General features: G+C 67.2%; 8 protein-coding genes. 6 read left to right on the forward strand and 2 right to left on the reverse strand.

What is annotated here, in order from left to right:
* The first annotated feature begins 96 nt into the window (after window positions 1-96).
* The 3 genes from uvrA (at window position 97) to rfbC (ending at window position 8417) form a co-directional block, all read left to right on the forward strand.
* On the forward strand, window positions 97-6045 hold the full coding sequence (gene uvrA, locus BJG93_RS05335; protein ID WP_071336548.1) for an excinuclease ABC subunit UvrA: 5949 nt from the start codon (window positions 97-99) through the stop codon (window positions 6043-6045).
* A 712-nt stretch (window positions 6046-6757) separates the two neighbouring features.
* Window positions 6758-7750 carry a GlxA family transcriptional regulator gene (locus tag BJG93_RS05340; protein ID WP_027197294.1) on the forward strand — a complete coding sequence of 331 codons (993 nt, stop codon included), beginning with the start codon at window positions 6758-6760 and terminating at the stop codon, window positions 7748-7750.
* A 115-nt stretch (window positions 7751-7865) separates the two neighbouring features.
* Entirely contained in the window at window positions 7866-8417 is a 552-nt protein-coding gene (rfbC, locus tag BJG93_RS05345; protein ID WP_027197295.1) for a dTDP-4-dehydrorhamnose 3,5-epimerase, read from the forward strand.
* 210 nt (window positions 8418-8627) lie between these two features.
* Here rfbC and BJG93_RS05350 read toward each other — a convergent pair whose 3' ends face one another.
* Both BJG93_RS05350 and BJG93_RS05355 read right to left on the reverse strand, forming a co-directional pair.
* Complete coding sequence (locus BJG93_RS05350; protein WP_013089029.1) at window positions 8628-8789, reverse strand: DUF1328 domain-containing protein; 162 nt, start codon at window positions 8787-8789, stop codon at window positions 8628-8630.
* Window positions 8790-8992: 203 nt separating this feature from the next.
* On the reverse strand, window positions 8993-9445 hold the full coding sequence (locus BJG93_RS05355) for a diacylglycerol kinase (protein WP_027197296.1): 453 nt from the start codon (window positions 9443-9445) through the stop codon (window positions 8993-8995).
* Between the two features lie 384 nt (window positions 9446-9829).
* Here BJG93_RS05355 and bcsB point away from each other — a divergent pair, with 384 nt between their 5' ends.
* Genes bcsB through BJG93_RS05370 form a run of 3 tightly spaced genes read left to right on the forward strand, consistent with a single transcriptional unit; the run spans window position 9830 to window position 17469 of the window.
* Entirely contained in the window at window positions 9830-12199 is a 2370-nt protein-coding gene (bcsB, locus tag BJG93_RS05360) for a cellulose biosynthesis cyclic di-GMP-binding regulatory protein BcsB (protein ID WP_027197297.1), read from the forward strand.
* A gap of 3 nt (window positions 12200-12202) precedes the next feature.
* Entirely contained in the window at window positions 12203-13528 is a 1326-nt protein-coding gene (gene bcsZ / locus BJG93_RS05365) for a cellulose synthase complex periplasmic endoglucanase BcsZ (RefSeq protein ID WP_027197298.1), read from the forward strand.
* Window positions 13507-17469, forward strand: coding sequence for a cellulose synthase subunit BcsC-related outer membrane protein (locus BJG93_RS05370; protein ID WP_071336546.1), 3963 nt, complete (start codon window positions 13507-13509; stop codon window positions 17467-17469). The genes bcsZ and BJG93_RS05370 overlap by 22 nt, the downstream gene beginning before the upstream one ends.
* Window positions 17470-17540 lie beyond the last annotated feature (71 nt).

Here is a 17540-nt window from a genome sequence, read left to right on the forward strand (position 1 = left end):
CCGGGCGCTTTTCGCGCCGTCCCGGCTGCACCGAACTTGCGCGGTCGCGAGAGCCGGCCGTAAGAGGTGACCCACTCCTTCACACGGTCGAAAAAATTGTCCTCCAACGACGCAACGCCTGACACCCTCGCTGACACCCCCCAACGCGGCAACCCCAGCAGCAACAAGGTTCAGGGCACCATCCGCATTCGCGGCGCCCGCCAGCACAACCTGAAAAACGTCGACCTCGACGTGCGCACCGGCGAAATGACGGTCGTCACCGGGCCGTCGGGCTCGGGCAAGTCGAGCCTCGTGTTCGACACGCTGTATGCAGAGGGCCAGCGCCGCTACGTCGAAACCTTCAGTGCGTACGCGCGCCAGTTCCTCGACCGGATGGACCGGCCGCAGGTCGACCGCGTCGACGGCGTACCGCCCGCCATCGCGATCGACCAGACTAATCCGGTGCGCAGCTCGCGTTCCACGGTCGGCACGATGACCGAGCTCAACGACCATCTGAAGCTGCTGTACGCGCGCGCGGCCGAGTTGTTCGATCGCCAGACCGCGCATCCGGTGCGGCACGACACGCCGGAGACGATCTACGCGGAACTGCTCGAGCGCACCGCGCAGCAGGAGCCCCGCCTCGTCGTCACGTTCCCGGTCGAGCTGCCGGACTCGGCATCCGAGCAGGAGGTCGAGCAATGGCTGTCGGCGAGCGGCTATACCCGCGTGCAGGCGCAGCGCGAAGTCGATTCGGCGACCGGCAAGCGCAAGCTGCTCGACGTCGTCGCCGACCGCTTCCGGCTGCGCTCGGTCGACAAAGCGCGCGCGATCGAGGCGCTCGAGGCGTCGCTCAAGCGCGGCGGCGGGCGCGTCAATATTTACGTGCTGCCGGCCGCGTCGGACGAACCGAACGGTGAAGGCGCCGAGCCGCGCATCTGGCGCTTTTCCACCGGCCTGCACAGCCCCGAAAGCGATCTGCGCTATGCCGACCCGCAGCCCGCGCTGTTCTCGTTCAATTCGGCCTATGGCGCGTGCGACGCCTGCCGCGGCTTCGGCCGCGTGATCGGCGTCGACCTCGGTCTGGTGATTCCGGACGCCCGCAAGACGCTGCGCGCAGGCGCGGTCAAGCCGATGCAGACGCCCGCGTGGAAGGAGTGCCAGGACGACCTGATGCGCTATGCGGCGAAAGCCGACATTCGCCGCGACACGCCGTGGGGCGAGTTGAGCGAGCGCGAGCGCGACTGGGTGATCAATGGCTCGCCCGACTGGAACGGCAAGTGGCAGACGCATTGGTACGGCGTCAAACGCTTCTTCGACTATCTCGAATCGAAGGCGTACAAGATGCACATCCGCGTGCTGTTGTCGAAGTACCGCAGCTATACGCCATGCGAAACCTGCGGCGGCGCGCGTCTGAAAACCGAATCGCTGCTGTGGCGCCTCGGCAGCAAGGCCAACGCGAACGAGGGGCTCGCACCCGCGCAACGCTTCATGCCGCGCGGCGTCAAGTGGTCGCGCGCGCAGCTCGAAGCGTTGCCGGGCCTGACCGTGCACGACCTGATGCTGATGCCGATCGAGCGTATTCGCCGCTTCTTCGACGACATCACGCTGCCGAGCGCCTTGCTCGACGACGCGCTGAAGCTGCTGCTCGCCGAGGTACGCACGCGCCTCAAATATCTCTGCGACGTTGGCCTCGGCTATCTGACACTCGACCGGCAAAGCCGCACGCTGTCGGGCGGCGAGGTGCAGCGCATCAACCTGACCACGGCGCTGGGCACGTCGCTGACCAAGACGCTGTTCGTGCTCGACGAGCCGAGCATCGGTCTGCATCCGCGCGACCTGAACCGCATCGTCGAGGCGATGCACCGGCTGCGCGACGCGGGCAATACGCTCGTCGTCGTCGAGCACGATCCGTCGGTGATGCTCGCGGCGGACCGGCTGATCGACATGGGGCCGGGGCCCGGCGAGCGCGGCGGCTCGATCATTTTCGACGGCGCGCCCGAGGCGATCCGTTCGACCGGCACGCTGACCGGCGAGTACCTCGGCGGGCGGCGCCATGTCGCGGATGCCGCGCACTGGTCGCGTCGCGCGGTCGACGCGAGCACGCCGCGCATCGTGCTCGAAGGCGCGAGCGAGCACAATCTGCGCGACGTCACGGTGGACATCCCATTGCAGCGGCTAGTCTGCGTGACCGGCGTGTCGGGTTCCGGCAAATCGACGCTGCTGCAGGACGTGCTGTATCCGGCGATGGCGCGCCACTTCGGGCTTGCCACGGAAGCACCCGGCACGTTCAAGGCGCTGAAGGGCGCCGATCACGTCACCGACGTCGTGTTCGTCGACCAGTCGCCGATCGGCAAGACCGCGCGCTCGAATCCGGCCAGCTACGTCGGCGCGTTCGACGAAATCCGCAAACTGTTCGCGAAGGCGCCGCTCGCGCAGCAGCGCGGCTATGGCCCCGGCATGTTCAGCTTCAACTCGGGCGACGGCCGCTGCCCGACTTGTGGCGGCTCGGGCTTCGAGCACATCGAAATGCAGTTCCTCTCCGACGTGTACCTGCGCTGCCCCGATTGCGACGGGCGTCGTTATCGTGCGGAAATCCTCGAGGCGAAGATCGAGCGAGGCGAGCCCGCGCGCGCGTTGAGCATTGCCGACGTGCTGGAACTGACCGTCAGCGAGGCCGTCGGGTACTTCGCGAAGGACGCCGAAGTATTGCGCGTGCTGCAGCCCATTGTCGACGTCGGGCTCGAATACGTGAAGCTCGGCCAGCCGGTACCCACGCTGTCGGGCGGCGAGGCGCAGCGGCTCAAGCTCGCGGGCTTTCTCGCGGAATCGGCGCAGGCGCGCGGTACACGCGGCGCGAAGCAGGGGGCCGCGAAGCGTCTGTTCATGTTCGACGAACCGACCACCGGTCTGCATTTCGACGACATCGCGAAGCTGATGCAGGCGTTCGGCAAGCTGCTCGCGAGCGGTCATTCGCTGATCGTGATCGAGCACAATCTCGACGTGATCCGCGCGGCCGACTGGATCATCGACCTCGGTCCCGAAGGCGGCGACGGCGGTGGCCGCGTGCTGTGCGCGGGCACGCCGGACGACGTCAAAGCATGTGCCGAATCGCATACCGGCGAGGCACTGCTGCAATACGACCGCGCGATGGACACCGCAGCCGCCGCGTCGCCGCAAGGCATTCCGCTGCAGAAGGCATTGAGCGCGGCCCGCGCGCGTCGCGCGATCGAAGGCGAGGACGTCGTGCGCATCGTCAACGCGCGCGAGCACAACCTGAAGGCGCTCGACGTCGACATTCCGCACGGCAAGTTCAATGTGATCACCGGCGTATCGGGCTCGGGCAAGTCGACGCTCGCGTTCGACATCCTGTTCCACGAAGGTCAGCGCCGCTACCTCGAATCGCTGAACGCGTATGCGCGCTCGATCGTGCAGCCGGCCGGACGGCCCGAAGTCGACGCGGTGTACGGCATTCCGCCGACCGTCGCGATCGAGCAGCGGTTGTCGCGCGGCGGCCGCAAGAGTACCGTCGCGACGACCTCGGAGGTGTGGCACTTCCTGCGTCTGTTGTACGTGAAGCTCGGTTTGCAGCATTGCGTGCACGACGGCACGCCGGTCACGTCGCAAAGCGCCGAATCGATCGCGGCGCAGTTGCTGCGCGATCACAAGGGCCAGCACGTCGGCTTCCTCGCGCCGCTCGTCGTGAACCGCAAGGGCGTCTACACGGACCTCGCGAAATGGGCAAAAGCGCGCGGCAACACGCACCTGCGAGTGGACGGCGAGTTCGTGCCGGTCGATCCGTGGCCGAAGCTCGACCGCTTCCGCGAGCACACGATCGAGCTGCCGGTCGCGGATCTCGTCATCTCGGCCGATCGTGAACCCGAGCTGCGTGAAGCGCTCGATCAGACGCTCGACATCGGTAAAGGCATCATGCATCTGCTCGCGCCGCTCGACGGCCTGCACGACGCGATCAACGGTGGTCAGTCCACCGCGAAGCTGGGCGGCGTGAAGGTGCTGTCGACGAAGCGCGCGTGTCCGGTATGCGGCACCAGCTACCCTGAACTCGATCCGCGCATGTTCTCGTACAACAGCAAGCATGGCTGGTGCACGAGCTGCGTCGGCACCGGGCTGTCGCTGACGCGCGAGCAGCGCGCCGCGTACGACGACACGATCGTCGTCGACGACAATCGCGGCCGCGAACAGAGCTTGCCGTCCGAGGAGCAGGAACCGGAAGGGCTCGTCGACGAGCCGTGCCCGGATTGCGCGGGCACGCGTCTGAATCCGGTCGCGCGCGCGGTCACGTTCGACTCGCAGGCGATCGTCGATGTCGCGCAATGGACCGTGTCCGACACGCGCGCGTGGATCGATACGCTGCGGCTGACGGGCCGCGATGCGGAAATCGCGCGCGACGTGGTCAGCGAAATCGGCAGCCGGCTGCAGTTCCTCGAAGAGGTCGGGCTCGGCTATCTGAGCCTCGATCGCGCAGCGCCGAGTTTGTCGGGCGGCGAAGCGCAGCGCATCCGGCTCGCCGCGCAGCTTGGCAGCAACCTGCAGGGCGTGTGCTACGTGCTCGACGAGCCCACCATCGGTCTGCATCCGCGCGACAACCAGATCCTGCTGAACGCGCTGCGCAAGCTCGGCGACAAGGGCAATACGCTGGTCGTCGTCGAGCATGACGAAGATACGATTCGACGCGCCGATCACATCATCGATATCGGGCCGGGCGCGGGCAAGCGCGGGGGCACGCTGATCGCGCAGGGCAGCGTCGCGGACCTGTCCGCGCAGCCCGATTCGCTGACCGGGCGCTTCCTCGCACAGCCTATCGTGCACCCGCTGCAGCCGCGCCGCGCGGTCGTCGCGCCGGGCAAGCGCGCAGCCGCGGTGCCGGAGAACTGGCTGACCGTGCACGGCGGCAAGCTGCACAACCTGTGTGACGTGACGGTCGGCATTCCGCTCGCGCGGCTCGTCGCAGTGACGGGCGTCAGCGGTTCCGGTAAATCGACCCTCGCGCGCGACGTGCTGATGACCAATCTGCTCGATGCGGTCGGGCGCTCGGTGCTGTCGTCGCCGGCCACGCGCCGCGCGCGCGCGGCCGCCGAGCAGAAGCCGGCCGCGAACCGGCGCTCGAGCGTGCTCGCGCGCTCGGCGCCGCGCGCGCCGCTGAACGTCACGCACACGTGGCAAGGCTGCGACTCGGTCACCGGCTGGGAAAGCATCGACCGCGTGCTGGAAGTCGATCAGACGCCGATCGGCAAGACGCCGCGTTCGTGTCCCGCCACTTACATCGGCGTGTGGGATGCGATCCGCAAGCTGTTCGCGGGCACGCTTGAGGCGCGCGCGCGCGGCTATACCGCGTCGCGTTTCTCGTTCAACACCGGCGAGGGCCGCTGTCCCGCGTGCGAGGGCCAGGGCGTGCGCACGATCGGTATGAGCTTCCTGCCCGACGTGAAGGTGCCGTGCGACGTTTGCCACGGTCAGCGCTTCAATCCGGAGACGCTCGCGGTCACGTGGCGCGGCAAGAATATCGGCGACGTGCTGACCATGGAGATCGACGAAGCGGTCGAATTCTTCGCGTCGATCACGAACATCGGTCATCCGCTGCAACTGATGAAGGACGTCGGACTCGGCTATCTGACGCTCGGCCAGCCGTCACCGACGCTATCGGGAGGCGAGGCGCAGCGCATCAAGCTCGTCACCGAGCTCAGCAAGGTGCGCGACGACATCACGCGGCGCGGCCAGAAGCCGCCGCACACGCTGTACGTGCTCGACGAGCCGACAGTCGGCCTGCATATGGCGGACGTCGCGAAGCTGATTCGCGTGCTGCATCGGCTCGTGGACGGCGGGCATAGCGTCGTCGTCATCGAGCACGACCTCGACGTGATCGCCGAGGCCGACTGGATCATCGACCTCGGTCCGGAGGGCGGCGTGGGCGGCGGTGCGATCGTTGCGGCAACGGATCCGGAAAGCCTGTCGCGCGTGGCCGCGAGCCACACGGGCGTAGCTTTGCGGCCGGTGCTCGCGCGCACCGCGCCTACGGCGACGCTCGCCGGCGAAGGCACCCACGGCTGACATCAGGCGAGGGGCGGCGGCGCGGCCGTTGCGCCCGCCGCGATTTGCAACGGCAATCGCGCGAGGCCTTGGGCCCCGCGCGATTGCTGCGCCGCATCCAATCATCCGACGTACGGTAGATGCGCCAACCGCGCACATTTAAATCATACGAAAGCCGTCAACGATGTTTCAATATAGAAACATTTTCGGGACGGGCGATAAACCTGCATTTCGATATCAATTTCCGACGCGGAACGAATGCGACGGAAATACCTAATGGCGAAGGTAATAAATTTGCGGTTTGCGAATAAAACGCCGAATTGGGCACGCGTTATCGCCACGATAAGCAGTTCAGAATTGAAACGTTTTGGAATCGCGCAAGAAACGTACTCGGCAACACGGCATCACTGCGCTTCGCATTATCGGTAAGCCTGTCCGAATTCGCGAAGTGCCGTCCGTCAAGGCTCAGCGCTAAGCTCTCCGCACTGCCTTGCACAGTCGCCTTCACCCCGAGCCGCTCATATCGATGGCCCGATAACAACTTTTCGTCAGACATAGGCTGTCGTGATGAGATTCGTTTTTCAAATTTACTATAGCGATCCATTCCGCTAATATCACGCTTAATCCTTTATGCGGCGTGAGTCTGGTTTTCCGCCGTAATAACGCATTCTCTCGTTCCTCCGGTTACGGGGCAAATCGGGGTCCACTACGTATGACCGTTTGGGGAAAGATCATGCCGCACATGCACCTTGATACAACGAGAATTACGTGGCTACACACGCCCGCCTTGAACGTCCGTACTGCAGCGCGGCGAATCGGCATTCTGCTGTTCGACGGCTTCTGGCTGCTCGGCCCCGGTACCGTCGTGGAAATGTTCCAGACCGCCAATGAGTTCGCGGAGACGCGAGCCGGCGAAGATCCACCCTACGAAGTGCAATTCCTGTCGATGGACGGCGGCAATGTCGCCAGTTCGTCGTCGGCGCGCATCTGGACCGACCGCATCGACACCCGCTTCGGCGGCGGTTTCGACGTGCTGTTCATCGCGGGCGGCTACGGCGCCCACGTGGCCGCGCGCGACGAACGCCTGTTGAACTGGCTGCGCAGCGTCCAATCGCGCACCCGCGCGATCGAAACGATCGGCGAGGGACGCCTCGTGCTCGAAGCGGCCGGTCCGACCGAGCATGACGGCCTGATGAGCCGCTATCCGGGCGCGAGCGCGAGCGAAGGCGTGTTCAGCGCGGCCAACGACCGTCACGACTGCGCCCGCAGCGCGCTGATGTTCATCAAGCGCGACCTGGGCGCTGAGCTCGCGCGCAGCGTCGCTGATCGCGTGATGCCCGGCATGGCCGCGACGTGGGTGCCGCTGCCGGCCGAGGGCGGCACGCTGAGCGTCGCCGAAAAGATTCGCGCGGCCGCGCGCTGGATGGAGGCGAACTGCGACCGTCCGGTATCGGTCGCCGACGCCGCGCAGGTCGCCGCGATGAGCGAGCGCAATTTCCTGCGCCGTTTCAAGCACGAGATGCAGGTCACGCCGTCGGACTACCTGCTGCAGGTGCGGCTGCGCATCGCGTGCAACTTCCTGACCGAGACCGAGTTGCCGGTCGACAAGATCGCGCGTCGCAGCGGCACCGGCAACGGCGATCGTCTCGCAAAAATTTTCCGCAAGCGCATGGCCTTGTCGCCAACCGAGTATCGTGCCCGCAGCCGGGCGGCCACTGAGGCGTAGGATGTCTCTTTAGCATGCGATCGCGCGCCCGCGCCGCGGGTGCGCGTCGTCTGTCGGACGCGGCCGCAACAGCGGTCGTAGCTTCGCTGGCTAGCCTTTTACGAGCACAGTGGCGATGGGCAACAGGGTCGTGGCGACGGCATTGCCGGAGGTGAAACTCATCGAGCCGGAAGTGTTCGCCGACGAGTTCGGCTTCTGCTTCGAGAGTTTCAGCGCGGACGAGTTTGCGGACGACGTCGCGCAAGGTTTCAACTTCTTGCAGGACCGCCATCTGCGCGCCGTGCATGGCGTGCTGCGCGGCTTGCACTACCAGGTGCAGCGTCCCCAGGGACGGCTTCTGCGCGTCGTGCGCGGCGAGATCTTCGACGTCGCGGTCGACGTGCGCCTGAATTCACCGAACTTCGGCAGATGGAGCGGCGCGTATCTGAGCGAAGCCAACCAGCGGCAGATCTGGGTGCCGCCCGGTTTCGCACACGGCTTCGTCGTGCTATCCGATGTCGCCGAATGCGTGTGGAAGACCACCGAGTACTGGTTTCCCGAACTCGAGCGCTGCCTGCTGTGGTGCGATCCGGACATCGGCATCGAGTGGCCGATCGATTTTCAGCCGATCCTCGGCAGCAAGGATGCGGCGGGCCGGCGTCTCTATGAAGCGGAAAACATCGCGTGAACGATTCGTCGGCGCGATGACGCTGTGTGCTGTGGATGACGAAGAATCGGAAGAAAAATTGAGGCGCCCGATGCGTCGGCAAGTCTTGCAATATGCTGCGGCAAGTATTGCAACGGCGATAGGAGCGGTGCAAACCTCGCCGCCGCCCCTCACAGCGGCCCCGGTTCGCATCGGGCGAGGCGTGAATTCACCGAACGCTGTATTCGACCGTCAGCGTCGGATCACGCCCATCAGCAGGGTGACGAGGAAGATCACCAGGAAGATGAAGAACAATACCTTGGCGATTTCGGTTGCGCCCGCGGCGATGCCGCCAAAGCCGAACACCGCGGCGATGATGGCGATGATGAAAAAAATCACAGCGTATCGAAGCATGGTGCCTCCACCGGTGGATTGTTTGAAATGACGCTTGAACGGCGCCCCGTTGCATGTGTCACGCGGCTTCACGGGTGAGATGCCGGCGAGCGGAGTTCAGCAATAGATGTGCCATCGCTGTGTAGCCGCCAACGTTTGCGCCCGTATCACGGAGCGCACAACGAAGCAACCAGGCTATACACACACGTGGAACGCGTCGCGCATCAGCCACGCAGCCAGTGATACGCAAGCGGCCCGCACAACCCACCCCATGTCAACACGCAGATGAGCAGCGCGATGGTGACGGCCGCGCTGCCGCAATCTTTCGCGCGTTTTGACAATTCATGTCGCTCGAACGAGATCCGGTCGATGGCGGCCTCGATCGCCGAATTCAACAGCTCGACCAGCAGGACGAGCAGCACCGATCCGGTCAGCAGCACGCGCGCGATTGCGTCGACCGGCATCAGGAATGCGGCCGGCACGAGGATCGCCGCGAGCACGGCTTCCTGACGGAAAGCGCTTTCCGCGCGCAATGTCGCGACGATGCCAGCGTACGAATGCCGTAACGCGAATAACCCGCGTAGTACGCCGCTGCGCTTCGCGGGCGGCGTGATGGACGAGTGATCGGTGGACTGCATAGTGCAGGGCGACGCGGGGGAATCGGCCGGATCGGGCATAGGTCGGGGTGCTTAAGAAGTGCGGCAGCGGATTTGGATCTTACAAGATGTCAACTTTTTTGCAATTGTGATATCTTTGCGCCGCCCAACAGCGGCAGGCAGTCGCCCCCTTCTTGACAACCCGCTTTCGAAGCACGAATAGAGCGCATACCGGTTAGTGCTACTGCCGATCGCGCTCGCGTGTTGCCGCTGCCGTCGCTCGTTCCGCTCAAGGTTTCGCCGGATCTTCCGTATACGAGGTATAGCGCGCCGCCACCTGCATCGCCGGTGGGGCGTACCCGGCAGTCCGTTTTCCCAATTCGCGCGTTGCGCGGCAGATCGGATTCGCACCGTCATTGGCCCACTCGGGCGCGCACGGTCGCGATCCAACACGTTGAGCTGTTCATGAAACCAGTTGTGTCGTTGTGTCTTTCGCTGACAGTCGCTGTCGGTGCGCTGTATACGGCCGGCTCCGGCGCCACGCCGCCAGTGTCTGCCTCCGGCAAGCCGGCGAATGCGTCGGCCGCATCGAGCGCGCCCACCGTTGCGAGCGACGCCAACGCCAACGCCAACTACCTCGACAACGATGCCAGCCTGCCAACGCCCGCATCCGGGGCCAGCACATCGCGCGTTTCGTTCGCGGCGCTAGGCGCTTATCAGCCGCTTACGCTGCGGGGCCTCGAAGACGCGCGCGCCGTCAATCTCGGTGTGCGGCTCGACCGCGTGGTCACGGCCGCGCGCCTGCGCTTGCGCTACACGTACTCGCCCGCGCTCGTGTTCGCGATGTCGCATCTGAAGGTGTCGATCAACAACGAAGTGGTCGCGACCGTGCCGTTCGACCGCGATCACGCGGGCAAGCTCGTCACGCAGGACATCCCGCTCGATCCGCGGTTTCTGACCGACTACAACCAGATCGGCCTGCGCCTGATCGCGCATTACACGCTCGATCATTGCGAAGATCCTGAGAACTCGGCGCTGTGGGCCGACGTGAGCCCGTCGAGCGAGTTCATCATCGACACCGCGCCGATCCGCCTACCCGACGATCTCGCGCTGCTGCCCGCGCCGTTCTTCGATCAGCGCGACGCGGCCCGGCTGCGCCTGCCGTTCGTGCTGCCGGCCGCTGCCGACAACGCGACGCTGCGTAGCGCGGGCGTGCTCGCCTCGTGGTTCGGCGCCCAGGCCGATTACCGGCAGGCGCGTTTTCCGGCGCTGTCGACGTTGCCCACCGACTCGCACGCGGTAGTCGTCGCGCGCAGCGAGCAGTTGCCCGCCGGCCTGACGCTGCCGCCGATCAACGGCCCGATGCTGATCGTTGCCGACAATCCCGTCGCGCCCAACCGCAAGCTGCTGATCGTGACCGGCCGCAGCGCCGCCGAAGTCGACGAAGCGAGCACCGCGCTGGTGCTCGGCACGACCGCGCTCGCGGGGCCTGCGGTGCGCATCACGCAGCTTGCCGCCGGTGCGCCGCGCAAGCCGTACGACGCGCCGCGCTGGCTGCCGATCGACCGGCCGGTCGCGTTCAAGGAGCTGATCGACGATCCGTCGCAACTGCAGGTGCGCGGCAGCGCGCCCGACGCGATCCGCCTGAACCTGCGGGTGCCCGCCGACCTGTACTCATGGAACGGCGCGGGCGTGCCGCTGCATCTCAAGTACCGTTATACGGCGCCGACCGTGCAGAACAATTCGGCGCTCGCGGTGCAGATCAACGACCAGCTCGTCAAGTCGTACCGGCTCGCACTCGCGACCGCCGACGACGCGCAGGGCCGCCTGCAACTACCGGTGCTGTCGAACAACGCCAACCGTTCGACGAGCGCGCTCGACATCCCGGCATTCCGCGTCGGCAGCTCGAACCAGTTGCAGCTTCGCTTCAATCTCGATTCGCAGAAGACCGGGCTATGCCAGAGCGTTGCCAGCAACCCGGTGCAGGCCGCGGTCGATCCCGACTCGACGATCGACTTCTCGGACTTCGTCCACTTCGCGCAGATGCCGAACCTCGCGTTCTTCGCGAACAGCGGCTTTCCGTTCACGCGCTACGCGGACCTGTCGCAAACGGCCGTCGTGATTCCCGAGCATCCCGCGCCGCAGGAGCTCGAAAGCTTGCTGACGATGCTGGGGCACATGGGGCAGTGGACCGGCTATCCGGCGCTGCGCGTGCAGGTCGCGCGGCCGCGCGAGCTCGCGCAGTTAAGCGGCAAGGATCTGCTCGTGATCGGCGGCAACGGCTCGGCGCCGTGGCTTGCGCGCTGGCCGCACGCGCTGCCGCTCACGATCGGCGCTCAGACAGGCGCTCAGACCGGCGACCCCGATGCGCCGAGCCCGATCGCGCGCACCTCGTTCGCGATCGACGAGCAATGGCGCAGCGGCGCCCGGCGCGACGGTGCGCATCGGCCGGACGGCGGCGCGCGCATCGAACGCGACGGACCGCTCGCCGCGCTGATGGGCTTCGAATTGCCTGGCAGCCACGGACGCAGCGTCGTCGCATTGAGCGCCACCGATCCGCAGCAACTGTCGCAACTGCTCGACATGCTCGAAAAGCCGGACCGCGTCGCGCAATTGCAGGGCGACGTCGCGTTGCTGCGCGATGGCAAGGTGGACAGCATGCGGGTCGGCGACACCTACGTGGTCGGCTACGTGCCCTGGTATGCGCAGCTATGGAGCAAGGCGATCCAGCATCCGGTGATGCTCGGCGTGCTTGGCGCGTTCGCCGGCTTGATGCTGGCGATCGGCGCGTTCACCGCGTTGCAGGAACTGGCCGCGCGGCGCCGGGGAGTCTGATCGATGAGCCAGGAAAAGGGCGGGGCGCTGCTGCGAGCAGCGCGCGGCGGGGTGGCCGTGCGAGTCGATGCCGGCGCCGAGGCGAGCGTCGGCGGACGTGCCCGCTTGCGCGCGAAGTTCCGGGTCAAGCGCGTGCGAACAGCAGCGGCGGCGCCAGCCGCGGTGCTTGCCACGATGCTGACGCTCGCGAGCTGTCACAACGCGTTCGCCGCGCAAGCGTTAGAGCCCGGCCGCGCCAGCGTCACCGCTTGCACCGCCGCGCCGTGGCCGCGCTGGCAGGACTTCAAGCGCGATTTCGTGTCCGCGGATGGCCGCGTGATCGACGTCGGCTCGCCCGACGAGCGCACGGTTTCCGAGGGGCAATCGTACGCATTGTTTTTCGCGCTGGTCGCGAACGACCGGGCAGCCTTCGATACGATCCTGCGCTGGACCGAGCAGCATCTCGCGCAAGGCGACCTGACCGCGCGTCTGCCGGCATGGCTGTGGGGCCGCTCAGCCGACGGCAACTGGCAAGTGCTCGACGCGAATGCCTCGTCGGATGCCGACCTGTGGATCGCCTATGCGCTGCTCGAAGCCGGCGACGCGTGGCGCGAGCGCAGCTACACGGCGCGCGGCGCGGTGCTCGCGCGGCGCGTGCTCGACGAGGAAACGGCCAACGCGCCGGGGCTCGGACTGACCTTGCTGCCTGGCCCGGTCGGCTTTCATCCGGACGCGGGCGTGTGGCGCGTCAATCCAAGTTACGCCCCGCCGCAGCTGCTGCGCGGCCTCGCCACGCGGCTGCCCGACGATCCGCGCTGGCCGCGTCTGCTCGCCAGCACCAGCCGCATGCTGATCGATACCGCACCACATGGCTTCGCGCCTGACTGGGCGTTGTACCGCGCGCACCGCGGCTTCGCACCCGATGCGCAGACCCACGCCGAGAGCGCCTACAACGCGATCCGCGTGTATCTGTGGGCCGGCATGCTCGACCGGCGCGATCCGCTCGCGCCGACGCTGCTCGCGCGGTTCGCGCCATTCGCAAGCTTCATCGCCGCACACGGTGCGCCGCCCGAAACAGTCGACACGACCAGCGGCCGTGCCGGCATCAACCTGGGTAACGCGGGCTTTTCAGCCGCGGCCGTGCCGTTTCTCGATGCGCGCGGTCAACGCGCGCTTGCCGATGCGCAGATCGCGCGGGTTGCAACGCTCGATCGCGAGACGGCCGCCGGCTATTACTCGAGCGTGCTGAGCCTGTTCGCGCTCGGTTGGCGCGAAGGCCGCTACCGCTTCGCGGCCGACGGCACCCTCGATCCGAACTGGAGCACATCGTGCCGCGCCGCGCCGCAGTAACGCGCGCGGCGCGCCTTGGCGTGCTCGCGTGCGCGGGCGGCGCGGCGATCACGGGCTCCGCATACGGCAATACCGGGGAATCGGAAGCGCTGCATACGACGGTCGCGCGCACGGCTGCCGTTGACCCAGTGGCGGCGAGCGCTGCGTCGCCAACCATTGCGCCATCGCCAAACCCCGTCGCGCAACGCCTGTTCGCGACCGCGCGCATGTGGTCGACCAAACATCGCGACGACCTCGCGTTGCAGGCGATCGACAAGGCGCTGCTCGCCGCGCCCGGCGATCCGTCCTTGCTTGCCGAGCAAATGCGCATCGAGTTGCGCCTCGGGCATGCGCAAGCCGCGCAAGCGACGCTCGCGCGCCTGCGCGCCCAAGCCCCGGGCAGCGCGGCGATCGAGCAGCTCGACGACGAGTTGCGCGTCGCCACGAACGGCCGCGAGGAATTTGCGACCGTGCGTCTGCTCGCGCGCAGCGGTCAGTCCAGCGAAGCGGCGCGGCGTTTGCGGCTATTGTTTCCGCACGGCGCGCCGTCGGGCTCGCTCGGCGCCGAGTACTACCAGATTCTCGCGGGCACGCCGGAGGGCCGCGAACAGGCGCTCGTCGCGCTGCATCGGCGTATCGCCGCCGATCCGTCGGACGTCGATGCGGCGCTCGTGCTCGCGAATTTGCTGAACACGCGCGGCGAGACCCGCGCGGAGGCCAACCGCATCGCGTGGAATCTGGCGACACGGCCCGACTCCGATCGCACCGCCTCGCTCGACACGTGGCGTCACGTGCTGCAATCGGCGGGCGCGGACCTCGCGTATCTGCCGGCGTTGCGCGCCTATCTGCAACTCGTGCCGGACGACACCGAATTCCGCGAGCGCGTCGCGACGCTCGAAGCGCGCCTCGACGCGCAACGGCAACTGGAACGCAACCCCGACTACATCGCGCAGCAGCGCGGTGTGCAGGCGCTCGCGCGCAACGATCTGGCGGCCGCCGAGCCGCTGCTCGCGCGCGCCGCGAGCGCGCGTCCCGACGATGCCGAAGCGGTGGGCGGTCTCGGCATCGCGCGCATGCGGGCGGGGCGGCATGACGAAGCGCACGCGCTGTTTCTGCGCGCGGCCGCGCTTGCGCCCGACAATCGCGCGAAATGGCAAAGCCTCGCGCGCACCGCGCAATTCTGGGGAGTGCTCGGGCAAGGCCGCGCGGCCGCCGCGGCGGGTCACGCGCAGGACGCCGAGCGGGCGGCGCGCGCGGCGCTCGCGATGGAGCCGGACAACGCGGACGCGAAGCTGATGCTCGCCGACGCGCTGCTCGCGCAGCACGATTGGCATGCGGCTGAACCGCTGCTGCGCGACATGCTGAATTCGCGTGCGCCGAGCGTGGCGGCGCTGCGCAGCACGCAGACGTTGTTCGAGAACACCGGTCGCGCGGACCGGGTCGAGCCGTTGATCGACGCGTTGCAAAGCCGCTTCACCGCCGCCGACGATCGCCGCAGCCTCGCTCGTCTGCGTGCCGGTCTGCTCACCCAACAGGCGGACCAGTTGCTCGCCGCCGGCGAGCGCGGTCCCGCTGCGCAGCGCTACGAAGCGGCGCTGCGCAGCGAGCCCGACTCGCCGTGGACGCGTTTCGCGCTCGCGCGTCTGTACCGCGATCTCGGCCTGCCGCAACTCGGCCGCAACGTGATGGACGACGGTCTCGCGCTCGCACCATCGCCCGAGATGCGCTACGCGAGCGCGCTGTATCGCAATTCGCTCGATGATCTGAGCGGCGCGCAAGCGGTGCTTGCGCTGATCCCGGAGCAAGACCGCACCGATGGCATGCGCGCGCTCGATCGCAATCTGCGCACGCAGCAGCGGCTGGCCGACGCGCGCGCTGCATTCGCGCGCGACGATCGCGCAAGCGCGGGCCGACAGCTCGACGAGGCGCGTGTGTTGGCCGGCGACGATCCGACTCTGCTCGCGTCGGTCGGCGCGCAGTGGATCGACGCGGGCGACCCTGCACGCGGTCTCGCGCTGCTGCGCGACTGGATCGACGCGCATCCGCAACAGGCCGACGCGGACGTGCGGCTGCGCTACGGCGATCTGCTCGGCAGCGCGCGACGCGACGCGGAGCTGTCCGCATGGCTTCAGCAACTGCGTGACGATCCGCGGCTGAAACTGGACGCCGCGCAACGCGCGCGCCTGGAGGATCAGGCGCTGCGCGTCGCGCTGCGGCAAACCGACGATGCGATCGATCATCAGGATTACGATGCGGCCCAGCAACGACTCGCGGCGGTGAGCCCGGCCGGTCGGCGCGACAAACGCTATGCGCTCGAACTCGCCGATCTGGAGCGGGTGCAGGGCCACTACGCGGCCGCGCGGGCGACCTTGGCGCCGCTGCTCGCCGCGCAGCCCAGCGATGCGGACGCGCAGCTTGCGCTCGCCCGCGTGCTGGAGCAGAGCGGCCAGCGCCGCGCCGCGCTGGGCGTCGTCCACGACGTGCTCGACAGCGCCGCGCCCGACGACGTCGACACCCGGCTCTCCGCCGCGCGCCGCCTCGCCGCGTTGAACCAGGCGCGCGATGCGCAGCAGATCACGGCGGCGCTGCGCGTCGCGTATCCGGCGCGGCCGGACGTCACGGTACAGAGCGGCCGCATCGCCGAAGACCTCGGGCAGTACGAGGATGCCGCCTCGCTGTTCCGTTTGTCGCGCGCTCAGGAACGCACGGCGGGCGTGACGGCGGGGCCCGCTGGCACTCCCGCGCAGGTCGCGCTCGACGATCTCGAACAGCGCCGCGATCCGTCGATCGAGACCGGCTGGCTGCCCGCGTATAAATCCGGCGATGCCGGCATCTCGCAGCTGCGCGCCTGGCAGGTGCCGGTCTACGTGCAGATACCCTATCGCTACGACGGCCATTTCTTCGCGCACATCGACACCGTGCGTCTCGATGCGGGCACGCTCGACGTCAGCGACGCCAACGCGTCCACGCGCGACACCTTCGGCACTTTCGGTGCGGCCGACAAGCTCGGCACGGCGCTCGGCTTTTCGCCGCAGCAACTCGCCGCGCGGGCCGCGCTCTTGCGGGATCTGCATCAGCCGGCCACCGGCGTTGCGCTCGGCGCGGGCTACACGTCCGACGCGTGGCGCTTCGACTTTGGCACGACGCCGCTCGGTTTCCCCGTGTCTTATCTCGTCGGCGGCGTGCGCTATCAGTTCGACGCGGGACCGGCGAGCTTTTCGCTCAGCGGCTCGCGCCGTCCGGAAACCGGCAGTCAGCTGTCTTATGCGGGCATGCATGATCCCGTGACCCGCAAGGTATGGGGTGGCGTGCGCCGCGACGGCATCGACCTGCATTCGTCGATCGATCTCGGCGCGACGAACCTGTTCGCCAATCTTGGCGCGGGCCAACTCACCGGGCGCAACGTCGCGAGTAATCAGGAACTCACGCTGCGCACCGGCTTCACGGTGCCTGTATATCGGCGCGCGAATGCGCTGGTGAGCACCGGCCTCATCGGCAACGTGTGGCACTACACGAACAACTTGCGCTTCTATTCGTTCGGGCAGGGCGGCTACTACAGCCCGCAGCGCTATCTGTCGCTCGGTGTGCCGCTCGAATGGCTGGGACGGCGTGGCGCGCTGAAGTGGGATCTGAGCGCGACCGTCGGCGTGTCCAACTCGTACGAGAAGAGTTCGCCGTACTACCCGAACGGTCTGCCCCCCGTGCTCGCCGCGGCACCGGGGCTCGCGAGCCTCGTCAATGCCGGCAGTTCGACACGCGGCGTTGCGTTTTCGTATGGGCTCGCGGGCATCGTCGAATATCGCTGCGACCCGCATCTGGTGATCGGCGCTCAACTGAGCATCGATCGTTCGCACGACTACGCACCAAGCACCGCCCTCGTCTATCTGCGCTACGCGTTCGATGCGCGCAGGCAGGACAACCGTCTGTCGCCACAGCCGGTACGGCTTTATTCGAGCTATTGAATGGCGATGCAACGAGATCGGGGACAGCAGACGTGAACACCGTTTCGAATCCAGGCCAGGCGCGCGTGCGC

It is taken from the genome of Paraburkholderia sprentiae WSM5005 (genome assembly GCF_001865575.2).
In the GTDB taxonomy this organism is placed as follows: Bacteria; Pseudomonadota; Gammaproteobacteria; order Burkholderiales; family Burkholderiaceae; genus Paraburkholderia; species Paraburkholderia sprentiae.